Source organism: Candidatus Accumulibacter meliphilus (genome assembly GCF_036625345.1).
Taxonomy (GTDB): domain Bacteria; phylum Pseudomonadota; class Gammaproteobacteria; order Burkholderiales; family Rhodocyclaceae; genus Accumulibacter; species Accumulibacter meliphilus.
In genome coordinates this window covers 258229-278000 of sequence record NZ_JAZKTZ010000004.1, presented here as the reverse complement: position 1 = coordinate 278000, position 19772 = coordinate 258229, and the positions used below count along the sequence as shown (strand labels likewise).

At 63.6% G+C, this 19772-nt stretch carries 18 protein-coding genes; 13 read left to right on the top strand and 5 right to left on the bottom strand.

The genetic code is table 11. The annotated features are described in order from the left end of the window. Positions 1 to 17 precede the first annotated feature (17 nt). Positions 18 to 794 carry an enoyl-CoA hydratase gene (locus tag V5B40_RS10190; RefSeq protein ID WP_332354398.1) on the top strand — a complete coding sequence of 259 codons (777 nt, stop codon included), beginning with the start codon at positions 18 to 20 and terminating at the stop codon, positions 792 to 794. Positions 795 to 848: 54 nt separating this feature from the next. Here the strand turns inward: V5B40_RS10190 and V5B40_RS10185 are convergent, their stop codons facing one another. Together V5B40_RS10185 and V5B40_RS10180 are read right to left on the bottom strand one after the other, a co-directional pair. Further along, entirely contained in the window at positions 849 to 1229 is a 381-nt protein-coding gene (locus V5B40_RS10185; protein ID WP_332354397.1) for a hypothetical protein, read from the bottom strand. A 384-nt stretch (positions 1230 to 1613) separates the two neighbouring features. Next, on the bottom strand, positions 1614 to 3479 hold the full coding sequence (locus V5B40_RS10180; protein ID WP_332354396.1) for an extracellular catalytic domain type 1 short-chain-length polyhydroxyalkanoate depolymerase: 1866 nt from the start codon (positions 3477 to 3479) through the stop codon (positions 1614 to 1616). 213 nt (positions 3480 to 3692) lie between these two features. On the opposite strand from V5B40_RS10180, the gene fumC reads away from it, so the two are divergent. Continuing rightward, positions 3693 to 5081 carry a class II fumarate hydratase gene (fumC, locus tag V5B40_RS10175; RefSeq protein ID WP_332354395.1) on the top strand — a complete coding sequence of 463 codons (1389 nt, stop codon included), beginning with the start codon at positions 3693 to 3695 and terminating at the stop codon, positions 5079 to 5081. A gap of 5 nt (positions 5082 to 5086) precedes the next feature. On the opposite strand, the gene V5B40_RS10170 is transcribed toward fumC, so the two are convergent. Beyond that, the gene (locus V5B40_RS10170) at positions 5087 to 6493 is read right to left on the bottom strand and encodes a sensor histidine kinase (protein ID WP_332354394.1); all 1407 of its coding nucleotides are present in this window, start codon (positions 6491 to 6493) and stop codon (positions 5087 to 5089) included. Positions 6494 to 6807: 314 nt separating this feature from the next. Between V5B40_RS10170 and V5B40_RS10165 the strand changes: the two genes are divergently transcribed. From V5B40_RS10165 to V5B40_RS10125, 9 genes are all read left to right on the top strand, one after another. Continuing rightward, on the top strand, positions 6808 to 7980 hold the full coding sequence (locus V5B40_RS10165) for a hydrogenase small subunit (RefSeq protein ID WP_332354393.1): 1173 nt from the start codon (positions 6808 to 6810) through the stop codon (positions 7978 to 7980). A gap of 1 nt (position 7981) precedes the next feature. Further along, the gene (gene hybA, locus V5B40_RS10160; RefSeq protein ID WP_332354392.1) at positions 7982 to 9040 is read left to right on the top strand and encodes a hydrogenase 2 operon protein HybA; all 1059 of its coding nucleotides are present in this window, start codon (positions 7982 to 7984) and stop codon (positions 9038 to 9040) included. Beyond that, a complete protein-coding gene (hybB, locus tag V5B40_RS10155) occupies positions 9037 to 10206 on the top strand; it encodes a Ni/Fe-hydrogenase cytochrome b subunit (RefSeq protein WP_332354391.1) in 1170 nt (389 codons plus the stop codon). Before hybA ends, hybB begins: the two co-directional genes overlap by 4 nt. Positions 10207 to 10229: 23 nt before the next feature. After that, the gene (locus tag V5B40_RS10150; RefSeq protein WP_332354390.1) at positions 10230 to 11933 is read left to right on the top strand and encodes a nickel-dependent hydrogenase large subunit; all 1704 of its coding nucleotides are present in this window, start codon (positions 10230 to 10232) and stop codon (positions 11931 to 11933) included. A 46-nt stretch (positions 11934 to 11979) separates the two neighbouring features. Continuing rightward, positions 11980 to 12471: a HyaD/HybD family hydrogenase maturation endopeptidase gene (locus V5B40_RS10145; protein WP_332354389.1), complete on the top strand. Its 492-nt coding sequence runs from the start codon at positions 11980 to 11982 to the stop codon at positions 12469 to 12471. Continuing rightward, the gene (locus tag V5B40_RS10140; RefSeq protein ID WP_332354388.1) at positions 12471 to 12782 is read left to right on the top strand and encodes a HypC/HybG/HupF family hydrogenase formation chaperone; all 312 of its coding nucleotides are present in this window, start codon (positions 12471 to 12473) and stop codon (positions 12780 to 12782) included. The genes V5B40_RS10145 and V5B40_RS10140 overlap by 1 nt, the downstream gene beginning before the upstream one ends. Then, the gene (gene hybE / locus V5B40_RS10135; RefSeq protein ID WP_332354387.1) at positions 12779 to 13453 is read left to right on the top strand and encodes a [NiFe]-hydrogenase assembly chaperone HybE; all 675 of its coding nucleotides are present in this window, start codon (positions 12779 to 12781) and stop codon (positions 13451 to 13453) included. Before V5B40_RS10140 ends, hybE begins: the two co-directional genes overlap by 4 nt. A gap of 178 nt (positions 13454 to 13631) precedes the next feature. Beyond that, positions 13632 to 14465, top strand: a complete 834-nt coding sequence (locus V5B40_RS10130) for an alpha/beta fold hydrolase (protein WP_332354386.1) — start codon at positions 13632 to 13634, stop codon at positions 14463 to 14465. A 66-nt stretch (positions 14466 to 14531) separates the two neighbouring features. After that, the gene (locus tag V5B40_RS10125; RefSeq protein ID WP_332354385.1) at positions 14532 to 15263 is read left to right on the top strand and encodes a 2-phosphosulfolactate phosphatase; all 732 of its coding nucleotides are present in this window, start codon (positions 14532 to 14534) and stop codon (positions 15261 to 15263) included. An 84-nt stretch (positions 15264 to 15347) separates the two neighbouring features. Here V5B40_RS10125 and V5B40_RS10120 read toward each other — a convergent pair whose 3' ends face one another. Both V5B40_RS10120 and V5B40_RS10115 read right to left on the bottom strand, forming a co-directional pair. Then, on the bottom strand, positions 15348 to 15935 hold the full coding sequence (locus V5B40_RS10120; RefSeq protein WP_332354384.1) for a TlpA family protein disulfide reductase: 588 nt from the start codon (positions 15933 to 15935) through the stop codon (positions 15348 to 15350). Then, positions 15932 to 17314, bottom strand: a complete 1383-nt coding sequence (locus tag V5B40_RS10115; RefSeq protein WP_332354383.1) for a cytochrome C oxidase subunit I — start codon at positions 17312 to 17314, stop codon at positions 15932 to 15934. The genes V5B40_RS10120 and V5B40_RS10115 overlap by 4 nt, the downstream gene beginning before the upstream one ends. Positions 17315 to 17548: 234 nt before the next feature. On the opposite strand from V5B40_RS10115, the gene V5B40_RS10110 reads away from it, so the two are divergent. Continuing rightward, entirely contained in the window at positions 17549 to 18241 is a 693-nt protein-coding gene (locus V5B40_RS10110; RefSeq protein WP_332354382.1) for a Crp/Fnr family transcriptional regulator, read from the top strand. Positions 18242 to 18283: 42 nt separating this feature from the next. Then, entirely contained in the window at positions 18284 to 19771 is a 1488-nt protein-coding gene (locus tag V5B40_RS10105) for a CHAD domain-containing protein (protein WP_332354381.1), read from the top strand. Position 19772: the final 1 nt, after the last annotated feature.

Genomic DNA, 19772 nt, shown 5'->3' with positions numbered 1-19772 from the left:
ATCTGGAGATTTCCTTTATGAGTTACGTCAACATCATCGCCGAAGTCCGTGGAAAAGTCGGCCTGATCACCCTCAATCGCCCGAAGCAGCTGAACGCCCTCAACGATGAGCTGATGGACGAACTGGGCAACGCGCTGGCCGCCTACGAGGCCGACGAGAATATCGGTGCGATCGTCATCACCGGCTCGGACAAGGCCTTCGCGGCCGGCGCCGACATCACGGTGATGCAGTCGCTGACGTACATGGAAGCCTACAAAGGCGATTTCATCAGCCGTAACTGGGAAGGCGTCAAGAATTGCCGCAAACCGGTGATTGCGGCAGTCGCCGGCTACGCCCTCGGCGGTGGCTGCGAACTGGCGATGATGTGCGACATCATCCTGGCCGCCGACACGGCTCAGTTTGGCCAGCCTGAAGTGCGTCTGGGCATCCTGCCCGGCGCCGGGGGCACGCAACGTCTGCCACGCGCCATCTCCAAAGCCAAGGCGATGGAAATGTGCCTCGCCTCGCGCAATATCGACGCCGAGGAAGCCGAACGCTCAGGCCTGGTTTCGCGCGTCGTGCCGGCCGACAAGCTGCTCGACGAGGCGATGTCGACCGCTACCCGCATCGCCGGTTTCTCGCTACCGGTGGTGATGATGATCAAGGAGTGCATCAATCGTTCTTACGAGAGCTCGCTCAACGAAGGCCTGCTCTTCGAACGACGCGCTTTCCACTCCGCTTTCGCCCTCGACGATCAGAAAGAAGGCATGACCGCCTTCGTCGAAAAACGTAAAGCGGCTTTCACCAACCGCTGAACGTAAAAACCGCGCGGAGCCTTGCAGCCCCGCGCGGCGTATTGCCCACCAGCATCAGCAATGCGCCGCAACATCGACCGTATTGCTGATCGTCACCTGATCCACCCAGGCCTTGGCATACACCGTGCTGTAGATGTTCGAATAGGCCGCCACCTCGAGCGTCAGTGTCACCTCACGGTTGGCAAAACGCGCCAGATCGAGCGCTGACTGACGCAGCCATTCGTTCTCCTGGTGGACCATGCCGATCGCCGTAACTTCATCGACGACGATGCCATCGACCAGAACCCTGAAGCTGGCGCTGGTGTAGTCATTGACCGCAGCGTTCAGGTCCAGCCGCCGCACATAGCTCAGCTCCGGCCGCGGACCGAGCGTGAGAGCGCCGCGAAATCGATTGCGCGCGCGCGCCGACGGCCCCGGAATCGCCTGACGAAGCATGCCCGTAGAGCATCGACCCACCGCGAAAAGCACGCGCATCATCGTGCAGCAGATCCCAGCCGGCGCCTTCCCAGCCAGCGCTGCGCAAGGTTTCCGGGCTAAACGGGCTGAACGGACCTGAGCGCTGCGCACCGCCCTTGAGCACTCCCGCCGCTTCCAGCGCGGTGGAAATGATTCCCGGAACGTCGATGCCCAGTGGCGCCGAACTGCGTGGCCGGCTGCCCGGCTTGAGCAGTCCCGCCGCCTGCAGCGATGCCGAAATGATGCCATGCACATCGAGACCCAGGGCGCGATGTGCAGTCCCCGACGGCTCTTCAGCGCGCCCCGCATGTGCCTTTCCGGCGCCTGCAGAGGGCTCCTCGCGAATCAAGGGCTCAGCGGTATCTACAGGCGGGCACGACTGGCGCTCGCCGGAGCAGGCTCCGCTGCCGTTTCCGCTGCCGACGCCGCCGCCTTCGCTGCCCGCGCCCCGGCGGCGCTGGCGGCGGCCGCACGGGCGCCTTCGACGACTCCGGGTGCCTGCGCACTTGCCGGGCGCTCGGCAAGCAGGCCCCAGAAATCGGCAATGCGGTGGGTCGACGAAATCCCGACGGCGTTGAAGAACGGCGCCGCGGTGCCGCACTGATGCGGCTCGGGTCCGGGATCGAGCGCCGCGCCGTGCGACATACCGGTAATCGTGTAGGACTCGATCAACTCCTCGCCGTCCGCGCCCTGCCAGACCCGGCGCGGATAGCCGTCCACACGCATCTCGATGCTTGGCCTGGCGTCGAGTCCGTGCACGTCGGCCCACTGTTTGATGAGCTCTTCGGCATTGACCGGCTTCACCGCGGTGTCGGCATCGCCGTGCCACACCGACAGCGTCGGCCACGGCCCCTGGTGTGCAGACGCGGCGCGCACCAGCGCCCCCCATTCCTGGCCAGAACGTACTCGCCCCTGGAAAATGCTCTCCAGCCCTTCCTGCAAGCCCTTGGCCGTGCGGTAGGGCACCCCGGCGATGACCGCACCACCGGCAAAGACTTCCGGATAGCTGGCCAGCATCACCGCCGTCATGGCGCCACCGGACGAGGTGCCGGTGACATAGACCCGGCGACCATCGAGGCCGTGCTCGGCGACCATCTTGTCGACCATCTGTACGATCGACTGCGCCTCGCCGCGTTCGCGTTCGTTGTCTTCGGGGCGGAACCAGTTGAAGCAGCACAGCGGATTGTTGTTCCATTGCTGCTGCGGAAAGAGCAGCGCGAAACCATGCCGATCGGCGACCGTCGACCAGCCACTGCCCTTGTTGTAGGAGGCGGCGCTCTGCGTACAGCCATGCAGGACGACGACCAGCGGGGCGTTCGCCGGCAGCCCTTCGGGGAGATGGGTGTACATCTTCAATTCACCGGGATTACTGCCGAAGGCGCTGACTTCGCGCAAGCGGCTTTCCTGCGCGTCGACCTGGTCGGACCAGGCTTTTACCGAGGCCAGCGTCGAGAGAAGCTTCTCCCAGCGACTTCCGTGCGGCGTCTTGGCAGCGAGTTTTGCCATATTCGCAATGGCGGCCATTTTGTTGCCCAGTTTGTTCAGCATTGGACTACTCCTGTCATCGGACAAGGTGGTAAGCGAACCGATCTCGATCAATTTGCGGACCGGCAGGAAAACGGTGTGGAACAGCCCTGGATCGACCAATCCACCACGCTGGGGGTCAAGCCAGGCCGGCGGGGCAGCGCCCGGGGCCAGGCCATAGGTGTGACTGAAGACGGCGCGGCGGCCCTGCCACCAGGCGCTGAATTGCAGTGAGGCAACCGGACAACCGCGGTTGATCCAGACGCCAAAAAGTTCGCCGGCAACGATTGCGCGCGTCTCCTCGGCACAGGCCAGTTCCAGAAGCTGAGCCAGCGCTTCGCCAAAACGCATGCCGTCCAGGCCAATCGCCGCCGCCGGTTGCTCCTCGGCGTCGGCCATTGCGACTGCCGGACCGAAGAGGACACGCGGTGTATTCCCCCCCGGCGCGACCACCGCCGGCCGCAAATCCTCATAGCAGCGGATGGCTTCGATGGTCTGCGCCTGCTGCGGTGCCGCCATCGCGCCGATCAACAACTGCGCCGCGTACTGCGGCGTCGCCGGCGGCGAACCACGACCGCGCGGGCCGGGAGCCACCAGCCCGCCGGTGACCATCAGGGTGACCCGAAAGCGCAGGTCGCGCCGCGACTCGCCGAGCAAGTCGGCGAGTCGTTCGCTGAATTCGTAACGTGCCAGTCGATTAACCATGGAGTAACCATAGCACGCGCCCGGTCGAGATGCACCTATTTTTTTAGTAAGTGACAACTAAACATTTATTTTGCGACGAATCGGCCGAAGCCCGTGGCTGGCCCTTACTAGCCGTGGCCACGCCTGGAAGCTATGATTCGCGCTTCCATCAGTCAGGAGAAAAGCAATGCGCCGATTCCCGCACACCAATCCCCACCCGCGGCGCTACCGGCAATGAGCACGACGCGCCGGGAACAGGACTCGTTCGGCAGCATCGAGGTCGCCAACGATCGCCTCTGGGGAGCGCAGACGCAGCGCTCACTCGAACACTTCGACATCTCCAGCGAGCGCCTGCCCGAAGAGCTGGTGCTCGCCCTCGCCACCGTCAAGTCGGCCTGCGCGCGCGTGAACTGCGAGCTCGGGCTGTTGGCGGAGAGCAAGGCAACGGCGATCGCTGCCGCCGCCGAGGAAGTCCTGCTCGGCCGCCATCGCCAGGAGTTTCCGCTCTCGGTCTGGCAGACCGGCTCGGGTACACAGAGCAACATGAACATCAACGAGGTCCTCGCCAACCGTGCCTCGGAACTGCTCGGTGGCGAACGCGGCGACAAGCGCTGCGTGCACGCCAATGACGACGTCAATCGCGGCCAGTCCTCGAACGACGTCTTCCCGACGGCCATGCATGTGGCCGCAGTACTCGGCATTACGCGCGCACTGCTGCCGGCACTGGCCCGGCTGCGCACAACGCTGGCAGCCAAATCGGCAGCTTTTGCGGACATCGTCAAGATCGGCCGCACCCATCTCCAGGACGCGACGCCGCTGACCCTGGGTCAGGAGTTTTCCGGCTACGTCGCCCAACTTGAGCATGCCGAAGCGGTAATCGAAGACGCCCTGGCCTCGCTGTACCCGCTGGCCATCGGCGGCACCGCCGTCGGCACCGGCCTCAACACGGCCCCGGACTTCGGCGCGCGCGTGAGCGCGGAACTCGCCCGCGAAAGCGGCCTGCCCTTTGTCGAGGAAAGCAACAAGTTCGCGGCACTGGCGGCGCACGATGGCCTGGTCGCCGCACACGGCGCGCTCAGGACGCTGGCCGTCGCGCTGATGAAGATCGCCAACGACATCCGCTGGCTGGCATCGGGACCACGCTGCGGCCTTGGCGAGATCAGCATTCCCGAAAACGAACCAGGCAGTTCAATCATGCCCGGCAAGGTCAACCCGACGCAGTGCGAGGCGCTGACCATGCTCTGCTGCCAGGTGATGGGCAACGACGTCGCAATCGGCATCGGCGGCGCTTCCGGCAACTTCGAACTGAATGTTTTCAAGCCGCTGATCGCCCACAATTTTCTGCAAAGTGTGCGCTTGCTGGCCGACGGCATGAGCAGCTTCGAGGCGCACTGCGCTGGCGGCATCGAGGCCAGACGCGAACGCATCGGCGAGTTGCTGGAGCGCTCGCTGATGCTGGTCACCGCGCTGGCGCCGCACATCGGCTACGATCGCGCCGCCGAGATCGCCAAGCGCGCACACCAGGCCGGCAGCACGCTACGCGAAGCAGCGCTGGAGCTGGGGTACGTCAGTGGCGAGGACTTCGACCACTGGGTTAATGCGCGTGAGATGACCGGCGGCTAAGCAGCTTAGCGCGGCGCCAGAGGCAGACTCAGGGTGAACAGGGCACCGCCCTGCGGCCGGTTCGCTGCTTCCAGGCGGCCGCCGTGGCCTTCGACGATGCCGTAGCTGATCGACAGCCCGAGACCCGTCCCCTGCCCGACCGGCTTGGTAGTGAAAAAGGGATCGAAGAGACGCGCCAGGTTGGCCTCGGTGATTCCCGGGCCATTGTCGGCAAAGCGCAGGATGATCACGGCGTCGCACTGTTCGGCGCTGATTTCGAGCCTCGGCGCAGCGCAGCCAGCGGTCGCGTCGCAGGCGTTCTGGACGATATTCATCAGCACCTGCTGCATTTGCCCGGAAGAGCCGATGACCGGCAACTCGCTCGGCAGATCGACCTCGACGGAAAAATCGCGCCTGCCCGAGCGCGCCACCCAACGCACCGCGCGCCCGACCACGGCGGCCAGATTGAAGGCCTGGTCGGCGCGGCGATCAATGGCCGAGAAACGCTTCAGGCCATCGACGATGTCGCGGGTCCGCTCGGCACCTTCGGTCATTCCGTCGAGCAGCGGATTGATGTCCTGCAGAATGCGATCGATGCGCAATTCCTGACGCAGATCTTCCAGTTCCGGCGTTCGCTCGCCAGGCGCGCTGTGCACCGCTTCGAGATAGGTCTGCAGGCGCGCCGTGTGACGGCGGATGGCCAGCACATTACCGAGAACAAAACTGATCGGGTTATTGAGTTCGTGCGCGACACCGGCGACCAGACGACCGAGTGACGCCATTTTCTCGGCCTGCAGAAGCTGCTGCTGGGTACGCTTGAGGTCTTCGTGCGCCTGCCGCAGCGCATGGTAGGCGCGGCGCAGTTCGCCGACCGGGCGGCCGGTAAGCACCATGCCGACCAGCTTGCCGGTTCCCGAAAGGCGCGGCGTGCAGTTCAGGGAGACCGGTAACGGGCTGCCATCTCGCCCCATGATGCGTAGCTCGCAGTCCTGAACCGTTGCCGGGCGCGCTGCCGAAAAGAAATCGCGGGCGCGCTGCCGCGACGCCTCGTCGGCAAAAAGCTCGCACACCGGCCGGCCGCGCAACTCGCCTTCATCCTGGCCGATGAAGCGGCGCAGCGAGTCGTTGACCTCGTCGATCGCGCCATGGCGATTACAGACGATCAGAATGTCCGACATCGACGCCAGAACGCTCTCGATAAACTGCTGCGAGTCCTCGAGCGCGGCGTTCTTCTCCTCGAGCACCACCTCGTATTGCAGAAGGTCGTTGTACACCTCGTCCATCTTGTGGATCACCTCGATCCACACCGCCTCGTCGACACCTGCGAACGCCGACCCTCCTGCTTCCGGCAGGCAGCCGGGGGCGCTCACCGCGCCCGGCAGCGGTCGCTTGTCCGGGATGCTGGCACTGTGGGCGGCGAGTGATCGTTTCATGCGCCGATCCTAGGGCGAATCCAAACGCGGTGCAACGCTCGCACGCAGAGCAGGAGGGCTGCTCGGCCGACGCGGGGCGGCTAGTGAAGTGGAAACAAGGTTTCCATTTATCAACCCATGCGCAAACCTGCCTTCCCCTCCCATGGCCGGCAAAGGCACACATGCCTCTGCTTTATTGGCTGATTTCTAGCTGGCACGCTTCTTGTAAGCATCTTCGCTTGAATGCTTTGAATGTTTTCTGGTGTGCCGCTGTGAATTTCCCCGACCACCAGTCGGGCGAAGAGAAGCAGATAGCGAGATAAGGGGGCAGGAACATGGCAAACACCCGTCTGCTGCAGTTGGAAGCCGAGACGACGATCGTCGATGCGAGCAAGCGACTCGGCATGCCGCGGCGCGATTTCCTGCAGTTCTGCGCCACCCTCGCCGCCGGCCTGGGCTTGCCGCCCGGCGCCGAGGCAGCGGTCGCCGAAGCGGTGGCTAGCAAGAAGCGGCCTTCGGTGATCTGGCTGCACTTCCAGGAATGTACGGGCTGTACCGAATCGCTGCTGCGCGCCGAACATCCGACCCTGGAAAGGCTGATCCTCGACGTCATCTCGCTCGACTACCATGAAACCCTGTTTGCCGCCGCCGGCCATCAGGTCGAACAGGCACGCAAGACGGCCATGGCCGCGAACAAGGGCGCCTACCTGCTGGTCGTCGAAGGGGCCATTCCGACCCGCGACGGCGGCATCTACTGCAAGATCGGCGGCCAGACGGCGATTGAACTGACCAGGGAGTGCGCCGCCGATGCAGCAGCGGTGATCGCCATTGGCTCCTGCGCCAGCTGGGGCGGCATGCCATCGACCGCTCCCAACCCGACGGGTTCTTCCGGCGTCGCCGATGTCCTTGGCAAACCGGTAGTGACGATTCCCGGTTGCCCGCCGAACCCCTACAACTTCCTGGCCACGGTGGTGCACTTCCTCACCTTTGCTGCGCTGCCACCGCTCGATGAACTGGGACGACCGAAATTCGCCTACTCGCGCCTGATCCATGAAAACTGCGAACGACGCGCGCACTTCGATGCCGGCCGTTTCGCCATGCAGTTTGGCGATGAAGGGCACCGCAAAGGCTATTGCCTCTACAAGCTCGGCTGCAAGGGCCCGGAAACCTACGCCAACTGCCCGACCGCGCTGTTCGGTGACGCCGGCGCGGGCACCTGGCCGGTCGGCTGCGGCCATCCCTGCATCGGCTGCACCGAACAGGGCGTTGGTTTCAGCAAGCCGATCCACATGCTCTCGAAAGTGAAGAACGCCGAGCCGCCGCAGCAATATCCGCGCATCGTCGAAGAGCAGGGCGTCGGCGCGACGCTTGGCTCGGCGTCGCTGCTGGCAGCCGTCGCTGGCGCCGCCGCCGGCGCCGGGGCAATGGTCGCGCGCAATCTGGGCCTTTCCCACCAGGCCGCGGAAGCAGCAAGAGCCAGGGCTGCGAGCGAGAAAACGGAGGTCTGAGATGCGTATCGAGATGTGTGCACCGAGCAGCGACGAAAACACCCGCCGCAAGTTCCTGAAAGGATGCCTCAGCGCCGCCGGCACGGCCGTCGCCAGCGGCACCCTGAGCACGCTCAGCACGCCGGCGGCGGCGCGCGACACCTATCAGCGCCCGCCCGAGGCGCTCGGCCTGCTCTACGACGCGACCCTGTGCATTGGCTGCAAGGCCTGCGTGGCTGCCTGCAAGCAGGCCAACGACAATCCGCCCGAATTCTCGACCGCGGACAAGTTGTGGGACACACCGCTCGATACCAGCGGCCACACCTTCAACATCATCAAGATGTACCGCCACGGCACAATGAGCACCAAGGACGCCGAGATCAACGGTTACGCGTTCATGAAGACTTCGTGCATGCACTGCGCCGATCCCTCCTGCGTTTCGGCCTGCCCGGTGACGGCAATGACCAAGGATCCGGTCACCGGCGTCGTCGCCTACGATCCCGACGCCTGCGTCGGTTGCCGCTACTGCGTCGTCGCCTGCCCCTTCGGTATTCCCAAGTACCAGTACGACTCGCCAACCGGGAAGATCGGCAAGTGCGAACTGTGTCGGCATCGCGTCGCCGACGGCCACTACTCGGCATGCGCAGAAGTCTGCCCGACCGGCGCGACCCTGCACGGTCGCACCCGCGATCTTTTGAGCGAAGCCAAGCGCCGCCTGGCTCTCCCGGCCGGCAGCGTCACCCGCTACCCGCGCGGCAGCATCGACGGCGGCCCGGAGCAAAGTTACGAAGGCTATGTCGGCCACTACCAGCAGCACGTTTACGGAGAAACCGAATACGGCGGTACGCAGGTGCTCAAGCTCTCGGCAGTAGCTTTCGAAAAAGTCGGCATGCCGAATCTGCCGCCCAAGTCGTCGGCAGCAACTTCCGAGACCATCCAGCACACGCTTTACGGCGGCCTGCTGATGCCCTTTGCCGTTCTCGGTGCAATGACCTACGTCGCCAAGCGCAACGTTCATCACGGAGAGGATGATGAGGGTGCTCAGGCCGCGGCGACCAAGGCAGGGAAGGAGGGATCATGAGCACTCAACAACACGCCGGACCGGCACCGGTTGGCGGCAGCCTGCTCAACGCCACGACGCTGGTCTGCGGCGTTCTCATCGCGGTCATGGCGACGATCATTCTGGTGCGCCTGATCTTCGGCCTCGGCGCCACCACCAACCTCAACGATGGCTATTCCTGGGGCGCCTGGGTGGTGGTCGACGTGTTCATCGGCTCGGCGCTGGCCTGCGGCGGCTTCTCGGTGGCCTTGCTGGTCTACATCTTCAACAAGGGTCAGTACCATCCACTGGTGCGCCCGGCACTGCTCGGCAGCCTCTTCGGCTACACCCTGGCCGGTGCGGCGATCACTTTCGACCTCGGTCGCTGGTGGAATTTCTGGCACATCTTCTGGCCGGGCTACTTCAACGTCAATTCGGTGATGTTCGAAGTCGCCGCCTGCATCATGCTGTACATCATCGTCATGTGGATCGAATTCTCGCCGGTGTTCCTGGAAAAGCTGGGCCTGCACGACGCGCACCGCAAACTGAGCAAGCTGCTGTTCTTCTTCATTGCCCTCGGCATCGTCCTGCCGATGATGCACCAGGCGTCGCTGGGGACGATGCTGGTGGTCATGGGCGGCCAGGTCAACCCGCTCTGGCAAACACCGATGCAGCCGCTGATCTACCTGCTCTCGGCGATCATCCTCGGTTACGGCGTCGTGCTCTTCGAGTCCTGCGTCGCGGCCTCGGCCTATCGCCGCCAGGTCGAGGTATCGATGCTCAATCCGATGGCCAGAGTGATGCTCGGCATCATGGGCTTCTACCTGCTCGTCCGTTTTGCCGACCTCATCGCGCGCGGCGTGCTGGGGCAGGCTTTCCAGCCCACCTTCATCGCCCTGAGCTTCTGGATCGAGAACGCCTGCTTCATCGCCCCCTTCCTGCTCATCCGCAGCGTCGAGGCGCGACGCAATCCGGCGCGCCTCTTCCTGGCCGGCGTCGCGGTCATGCTTGGCGGCATCCTGCTGCGCCTGAACGGCTTCCTGATCGCCTTCGATACCGGACCTGGCTGGACCTATTTCCCGTCGGTCCCGGAACTGCTGGTGACCATCGGCATTTTCGCCGCCGAAGTCCTCGGCTACATCGTCATCACCCGCCGCTTCCCGGTTCTACCGCGTGAAGAAGCGTATGCACAGCCCGCCCACAGCTAAGGCTCTTTTCGGGAGACAAGAAAATGTCGCAACGAGTCACGATTGATCCGGTCACGCGAATCGAAGGTCACCTGCGGGTCGATGTCGAGGTCGACGGCGGCGAGGTCAAGAAAGCGTGGGCTTCCGGCCAGATGTGGCGCGGCGTCGAAACCATCCTCGTCGGTCGCGATCCGCGTGACGCCTGGGCCATCACCCAGCGTATCTGCGGCGTGTGCACCACGGTCCATGCCATCGCCTCGGTGCGCGCCGTCGAGAACGCGCTGCAGATGGAAATCCCGCTCAATGCCCAGTACATCCGCAACATGATCATTCTGGCGCACGCGGTCCACGATCACATCGTGCATTTCTACCATCTCTCGGCACTCGACTGGGTCGATGTCACCAGCGCCCTGCAGGCCGACCCCGGCAAGGCGGCAGCCCTGGCCGAAAGCCTGTCCAGCTGGCCGGGCAACAGCAAGGCCGAATTCACCCGCGTCAAGGAACGCCTGACGGGCTTTGTCGGCACCGGACAACTGGGAATTTTCACCAACGGTTACTGGGGCCACCCGGCGATGAAGCTGCCGCCGGAAGTGAATCTGATCGCCGTCGCCCACTATCTGCAGGCGCTGGAAGTGCAGCGCTACGCCAACAAGATCGTCAGCATCCTCGGCGCCAAGACCCCGCATATTCAGAACGTCGCCGTGGGCGGCGTGGCCAACGCGCTGTCCATCGATGCGCAGTCGGTGCTGACCGTCGAACGCCTGCTGGCGGTGAAAGGCTGGATCGACCAGCTCAGTGATTTCGTGAAGAACGTGTACCTGATCGACGTCGCCGTGATCGGTGGCTTCTACCCGGAGTGGACGACCATCGGACGCGGCATCGTGGACTACGTTTCGGTACCGGATATCCCGCTCGACGGCAAGAACACCCGCTTCGCCCTGCCCGGCGGACACATTGCCGCTGGCGACCTGAGCAGCTTCAAGGAGATCAAGACCCACGACGACGCCTATTTCAGGGACGGCGTCGCCGAATCGGTGAAGCACTCCTGGTACGAAGGTGGCAAGGGCCCGCTGCATCCATACAAAGGCGAAACCAGACCCCAGTACACCGACTTCGAGGACAACGGCAAGTACTCGTGGCTGAAATCGCCAACCTTCTACGGCCAGCCGATGCAGGTCGGTCCGCTGCCCCGCGTTCTGGCGATGGTCGCCGCCCAACACCAGCCGACCATCACCTACGCCACGCAGGCGCTGGATCTGGTGTCCGCGGTCGCCAGGAGCAAAGTCGGTCTCGACGCCCTGCACTCGACGATTGGCCGCCATGCGGCGCGCGCCGTCGCTTGCGCGGTGCAGGTCGACGAACTGGCGCTGCAATGGGATCTGCTGCTGGCCAACATGGCCAAGGGGGATCTGACGACTTTCAACAAACCGGTCTTTCCGAAGGATGAAATCGCCGGAGTCGGCATCCACGAAGCACCGCGCGGCGTCCTTTCGCATTGGGTGGTCATTGACGACGGCAAGATCAAGAACTACCAGTGTGTGGTTCCGACCACCTGGAATGCCGCACCGCGCAACGAAGCGGATGCGCCCGGCGCCTACGAGGCCTGCCTGGCAGGCACGCCGGTGGCCATCCCGGATCAGCCGCTCGAAGTGCTGCGCACCGTGCATTCCTTCGATCCCTGCCTGGCCTGCGCGGTCCATGTGGTCGACACCGAGAAGCGCCAGGTCGTCAAGGTCAAAGCGGCGTGATGGCGACTGGCAAAGCTCCGATCGTACTCACGGGATGGGGCTGAACATGCGCGTCGTCATACTGGGTGTCGGCAACATTCTGCTCAGCGATGAAGGGCTCGGCGTGCACGCCATCGAACGCCTGCCGCTGGCTTACTCGCTGCCCGCCGCGGTCGAAATCATCGACGGCGGTACCTGCGGCATGGAAATGCTCGAAGCGCTTGAGGATCTCGACGCCTTGATCATGGTCGACGCGATTCGTGGTGGTCAGCCACCCGGCACGCCCATCCGGCTGCTTGGCGACGCCGTGCCGGTGTTCTTCAAGACCAGGTTGTCACCACACCAGATCGGCCTTTGCGATGTGCTGGCGACCCTGGAACTGCTCGGCAAAGCTCCGAAATACACTGCCATTCTCGGCGCTCAGCCACGTTCGCTGGCGCTGGGAATGGAGCTTAGCCCGGAAGTCGAAAACGTCATCCCGACCGTGCTGCGCATGGTGGTCGATGAACTGGCGACGCTGGGAATCCGCGTCCCGCAGTTGACTGCCGTGGCTGCCTGATGTGCCTGTCGATCCCGCTGCAGTTGGTCGCCCTGGCGAACGAAAACGGTGACTTCGCTATCGCCGAGCGACGGCAGGGAAGCGCACTGCGGCGCGAGCGCGTCAACCTGATGTTGATCGGCCCACAACCGGTCGGAACGTGGATTCTGGCCTCACTCGGTCTCGCCAGGGAGGTCCTTGACGACCGCGAGCTGGCCTTGATCGAAGACGCGCTTGCCGCGCTTGCAGCCTCGCGCGCCGGCGACTACGACGCCGCGAAGCATTTTTCCGATCTCAACACCCCGAGGCAAACACGGAGCCCGCTTCCATGACCACCGGCATTCGCAAGGCAGCTTTCCAGGCTCCTCAGCCCCCTCCCGCGAAAGCGATCACCAATAACCCGGCCGAACGCCTCGAAGCGATGTACCGCCGCATCTGGCTGGCCAGCATGCGCGACCTGCCCTTCGTCAACCTCGCCCTGTCCGTCGAAGCCGTCGGTTTCCGTCGCTGGCTGGCGGCGGCGAGTGCCAGCAGGCTGGAGCGGGAGGTGGAGCTGGAGCTGGAGCTGGAGTTGGACTGCGACACCTCAGTACGCTCTGCGGACAGTGGCGAACACAGCCGCGACGGCATGCTTGGTGATTGGGTAGGGGCAGTGATCACGCCCTGGTTCATCAATCTTTTCATCTTGCCCGGCGGCGGCGATCTGTGGTCAGACCGGCCGTCCGGTGAGCGTTGTCACATTGTTTTCCCGATCGGCCCGCTGGAGTTCATTGCCGACGATGATGCGAGTGCCGAAGTTCCTGCCTACCAGTATTGCCCACTGTTTGCGCCACCAGGTCAGTTCGGCTCGCAGGCGGCCGCTCGTGCCGGGGCGATGGCGGCGCTGAATGCGATGTTTGCTACGCCAGAGGACCAGCGCTCAACGGCGACTGCGGCGACGGCTGCACCCGAACTATTGCCGCCCGCGCGACGCCGCTTCTTTCGACGCGTTACCGGGCGCTGAGCGAGCGCCCACCCAGACGTCGAGTCCCTGGGCGTTCAGTTCCAGGTCGGTGGCGAAAATTTCGAGGATTTCCTCACTCGGCAATTGACAGCCAAACCTCTTTTGCGAGATGGCAATTATTGTTGCCGTTGTCACCTGCTTGTGACACCCTGGCATTTTTTCCTGCTGATCCCTTTCCATGACGCATTTCTTTGCCGACGATGGCGAAAAAATCCACGTACAGGTTGCCGGCGATGGCTCGCCAATCCTCATGCTGCACGGCTGGACCGCCAGCCACCGCGAATGGCAGCCCTTCCTCGAAGCACTGACCGCCCACCACCGCGTATTCCGATGGGATGCCCGTGGCCATGGTGGCCATCGCCTGACGCAGGCCACGGTGCCTACCGTGCAGCGCATGGCGCAAGACCTGAACAACCTGATCGAGAACTATGCACTCGACGAACTGGTGGTCGTCGGCCACTCGATGGGCGCCCTGACTCTCTGGCAGTACATCGGCGAACACGGGTGCCGAAATCTGCACAAGCTGGTCTTCATCGACCAATCGCCAAAACTGCTGACCGATGACAGCTGGTCCAACGGCATCTACGGCAACTTCGACCGTGCGCAGTCGCAAGCCTTCCTGAAGCATCTGGAGGACGACTTCGCCGAGTCGGTTCTCCGGCTTGGCGGCATGGGACTCAATGTCCCCGCCAGGCAGAAGTATCACGAAAACTCGCCCGCTCTGGAGAAAGCGCGGAAGTGGCTGAGCGCGCAGGATCCGGCGCCCCTGATCGCCTGCTGGGAAAGCCTGACCGAAGCCGATTACCGGTCCGCTCTCGAACGCATCGACATCCCGGCGCTACTGGTCTACGGCGGCGACAGCAATTACTACCGCAGCGAGACGGCACACTACGTCAAGAACCGCATCGCCGGTGCCATCCTGCATGTCTACGCAGGCACTGACCACTCGCCGCACCAGTGGGAGCGCGATCGCTTCGTCCGCGATCTGCGCGCGTTCATTGATTCGCCTTGAGGCCTGAATCGTCGCTTTCGTCGCTTTCGTCGTTGTCGTCTTTTTGAACAGGGGTTTGAAGCAAGCATGCACACCCGCCGCCTCTTCCTGAACCGCCTCGATCCCGGACAACACGAGCCCGAGGATGCCGTGGTGGTGATTGACGTGCTGCGTTCTTTCTCGACGGCCGCCTACGCTCTCGCTGCTGGCGCCAGTACCATTTACCCGGTGGAAACGATCTCCGCAGCCTTCCAGCTGCAACGCGCCCTGCCCGACGCTCTGACCACTGGCGCGGTAGGCGGTGGCGACCCGATACCCGGCTTCGACTTCGGCAATTCGCCTTCAGCCTTGCAGGGCGCCAAGCTGGCCGGTCGACCGCTCATTCAGACAACCGCCGCGGGAGTTCGCGGGCTGCTGCGATTCAGCTCGTGCCGCGCCTTGTTCGCCGGCAGCCTGGTCCTCGGGCGGGCGACCGCACAGGTGCTGCTCGCCTTGCAGCCTGCCGAGGTGTGTTTCGTGATCACCGGCGAATGGGTCGACCGCGATGGTGACGAGGACATCGCCTGCGCAGACTACATGGAAGCGCTGCTCCGCGGCGAAGACCCCGATCCGGAAGTGTACGCCGCCCGCGTGCGCAACTCCGATTTCGGGCGGCGCTTTCAGGCCGACAGCAACGCCAACCTGCCGGCCAGCGATCTCAGCCTCTGCGCGCACGCCGATCGCTTCGACTTTGCTCTGCGCGCCACGCGTTCGGACGGCCAGTTGCAACTTCACCGCGCTCAGGTCAACGCAGACCGCTCGCACCCCGGCCGTAGCTAGCCGGCGTGTCCGATGCTCGCCGCCGCGATCGGTCAGCAGCGACCGCCAGCTAACCAGCTAACCAGCTAAACCAGCTTAGCCCGCTTACTTTCCGATCAGCTCCTTCAGCATCGGCTCGAGTGTCGCCTCATCCAGCCGCCCCAGGCGACTGCTCGCGAAGCGCCCATCGCGCCCGATGACCACCGTATACGGCAGCGCCTTGACCTGCAGGCCCGGCGTCTCGCTGGCATTCTTGCCGCCCAACAGCAGCGGATAGGAAACCGGCGTTGCCTTGACGAAGCGGCGCAGCTTGTCGACTTCGTCGATGCCAATGCCGACAAACTGCACGCCCTGCGCGGCGTAGCGGCTGTACAGGCGGGAAAAAACCGGCATTTCTTCGACGCAAGGTTTGCACCAACTGGCCCAGTAATTGACCACCAGGACCTTGCCCTGCCACTGCGCCATGGCCTGCGGGCGGCCATCGAGATCGTCGAGAGTCAGCGTCATGATCGCGTCAACTTCGGCCTGCGCTGCTTCCGGCGAGAGTTGTGGGGGCAAGCGCAGGCTGTCGGGAATGGTGTCGCCGGGCGGCAATCCGCCGAGAACCAGGACGCGGTAGGCGAGCAGCGCGACGGTGGCCACGGTCAATACGCCAGCGACTACCGCCACCCACAGCGCACGCCGCTGATTCATGGCCGCCGCTCCTTTTCCACCTTTTCTGCGGCCTGCGCGCGCCGCCATGACATCGCTTTTAGACACACCAGAACGAACATCAGGCCGCCGATAACGGCAATCAGGCCGCCGAGACCCATCATCCCCATGCCTATCTTCTGCGGCAGCGTGGTCAGCATCTGCTCGGCACCGGCGACCTTGCGCTGCACGCCGTAGCCTCCCGACCAGGCCAGGCCGAGGACATGAATCAGTTGCCCGCCGCCATAGACATAGGGCTGCCATAGCGCCATCCGTCCCGCTGGCGCGCCGAAGCCGAGGCGTGGCAGGAGCACGTAGGCCAGGCCCATGAAGGCCAGCGTCACGCCGACCGTCGAACCGTGATAGTGCGCCGGAATGACAACATTGACGCCGTGGATCATGTAGCCGAGGACACCACCAAGCGCAAACAGCGTGAAGGAAGCGACGAACGCCGACTTGGCCGGTGCCGCGGGCAAGGAGCGCACGCCCCACAGGGACAGGGCGCCGAGCAGGATCAGCGGTCCCATATAGGGATGGCCCCACTCCATCAGCTTGGCGAATAGCTCGACATGCGGCAGCTCGCCGACCGGCAACAGCAGATAGATGGCCGGCACCGCCAGCAGCGGCAGCGCGGCGACCAGGAAAAGCACCGACACCGCACGCGGCGATGCCGCCGACGGGCGGCCGAGCGCTGCGGCGATCCACAGCCAGGCGACAACCATCAGCAGCGCGTGCTGAAATTGCAGGGTGTGACCACCGCCCCAGAACATCACTTCGTAATAGATCGTTCCCTCGACCTCCGGCACCAGCAACCACGACCAGTAGAATGCGGCCAGCGCCAGGAAAGCGGCGACCGCACCCAGGAAAGCGCCAAGGCGTAGCGGCTCACCGAGAAAGCGTTGCGGCCAGGTGGTGATCAACGCGCGCATTACCGTCAGGGTGATGCCGACGGCAAAGATCCACAGCGAGGTAAAAAACAGCGGCTGCTTCAACACCGGGATGTAGTTGTTGAGTACCGGCTCGGCACCCGGGAAGAACGGTGAAACGGTCATCAACGCGGTAGCCAAGGCCGCCAGGGCGAAACCGCTCCAGCCCAGCCACGCCAGACCGGCAGCACCGACGGCACACCAGATGACCGCGGCAAAGGCCATGAACCACACCGCCACCGACAGGTCGACGTGCACCACCAGCGCAGCACGGAACAGATCCTTGAGCGGGAACACATCCTGAATGCCCGGCGTTCGTGACAGGACCAGCAGCACCGCCAACAAGCCAGAGCCGATCAGCGCCATTACCCCCAACCACAACCAGGCACGCGCCAAGCTGGCGGGCGTGCCCGCAGCGATTTCCGACACCAGAGGTGCTTCCGAAGCAAGCGTCACCGTGTGCGAATCCACAATTGCCTCACGCAAAAAATCGGCCGAGTATACGGCCAGGCGGCGCAATATGCCAAACGAGCTGCGCCGCCCGGCGTTCATCACGGGCAATCCAGATGTCATTCCCTGGCAGCGGTTGAGGTGCTGCCGCAGAGAGCAGCTTGCTCCCGGCGAGTACACATGCGAATATTGCTGCCCGCAGTGACTTCTGCTTCTGGCTGACCGTTTCGGAAACTGCTTATGCATTCGCCCCAACCCGGCATCAATATTGAAGCGCTACTGGCGCACGTACCACTGTTCAACGAGTTGGAGAAAGCGGAAATTGCGCGCCTTGCCCGCGGCACACGCGAAATAAAAGCCACGCGTGGCGACATCCTGTTCCACAAGGGCGACACACCAACGGGCTTTTACCTGATCGTCTATGGCCAGGTGAAGCTGGCATTCACTTCGCCGCAAGGCGGCGAAAAAGTCGTCGACATCCTGCCGCAGGGGCAAACTTTCGGCGAGGCAGTCATGTTCACCGACAAGCCGTTCATGGTCTATGCACAGGCGCTCGCCGACTCGCTGCTACTGCACATCGCCAAGGCGGCGATCAACGAAGAACTGGATGCCGACCCCAAGCTCGGCCGCAAGATGATCGCCGGGCTGGCCATGCGCCTGCACCAACTGATGAACGATGTCGAGTCCTATTCGCTGCATTCGGGTCGCCGACGAATCATTGGCTACCTGTTGCGCGAGGAAGGTGAAAAGGGTGACAAGGTGATTACCGTCACGCTGCCGACCAACAAGGGCGTCATCGCCTCGCGTCTCAATCTGACGCAGGAACATTTCTCGCGCATCCTGCACGAACTTTCGGAAAAAAACCTGATCGCCGTCGACGGTCGAAAAATCCACATCGCCGATGTCGATGAACTGCGCAACTATGATCTCTGAAATCTGCCGTACCCATGACAATTTAACGAGGAGACCCCATTAATGCCATTGGAAACCGAGATCAAGCTGAGCATTCCTGCCAGCGCGGCGCGAAGGCTGCCGACACACCCGGTCCTCGCGGATACCCCGTCGCACCGACAGAAACTGATCAATACCTACTACGACACGCCCGACCGACGACTTGAAGCCAAGCGCATCGCCGTGCGCTATCGCAAGAAAGGCACGGAGTGGCTGCTGACCGTCAAGAGCCAAGCGCCATCACCCGGAGGCCTGGCACAGCGCAACGAGTGGGAGGTCCCCAGCCAGCCGGGCGACTTCGATTTTTCGCACGTTGACACGCCGAAGCTGCGCAGCTTTCTGGAAGCAGCGACGAGCGAACTGGTGCCGGTGTTTACCACCGACTTCACGCGCCTCAGCTGGCTTCTGGCGCCAAATGAGGGGACCCGCATCGAGGTCGCACTGGACCGCGGAAAAATCGACGCCGACGGACGTCAGGAGACGATCTGCGAAGTCGAGCTCGAACTGCTCGAAGGCAGCGTTGCCGACCTGTTCGCAGTGGCCATCGCCCTGCAGAAAGATCTGCCGCTGCACCCGGAAACCCCCAGCAAAGCCGAGCGTGGCTACCGCCTCGCCGCCAACCCGGCGAACACAGCGAACACGCCGGTAAGAGCCGCCGAGGCGAAGCTGCAATTGGGCATGTCGAGCATCGCTGTCTTCTGTAGCACCGCCTTCGCCTGCCTGGTACAGTTGCAGGGCAACGAACGCGGCGTACGTGAAAGCAACGATCCAGGCTTCGTCCATCAGGCACGCGTTTCGATCCGTCGTCTGCGTTCGGCGATTCGACTCTGGAAACCCTTGCTACCGGTAGAGTACGTCAGTGAATTCGATCCGCGCTGGAGTGCGCTCGCCGGGCAACTCGGCGATACCCGCAATTGGGACGTCTTTCTCACCGAGGTCCTGCCACCGATCAGCAAGGCTTTTCCCGATCACAGCGATGTCCACGCGGTAGCGAAACAAGCGGCCATTCAGCTGGCAGCCTGCCGCAAGGCGGCGCAGGCGGCGATCGCCTCACCCGACTACTCGCAGTTGCTGCTCGAGTTCACCGCGGCAACAATAGCCTTACCGGAAAAGAAGAAGCCTGCGTTGACCGTGTTTGCCCCACGCTCACTGAACAAACGTGCCAAGAAGGTCGCCGAACTCGCCACCAGGACGAAGGACTCTGATCCGGAAGCTCGCCACGACTTGCGCAAGGCGCTGAAACGACTGCGTTACGCGATCGAGTTCTTTGCCCCGCTGTTCCCGGCCCGCCGCCTGCAGCGTTATCAGCAGAGTGCGACCGGACTGCTCGACCTGCTCGGCCGCATGAATGACTTCACCGTCGCCGAACACCTGGTGGCCGAAGCCCTTCCGGGACATCACAGTGACCTGGTGCGTGCCTGGCTGGCAGGACGAAACGACCTCCTCTTCGGCCAGCTCGACGCTATGCTGAGCGAATTTCTCAGCCATCCGGCGCCCTGGGACCGGGGCTGAG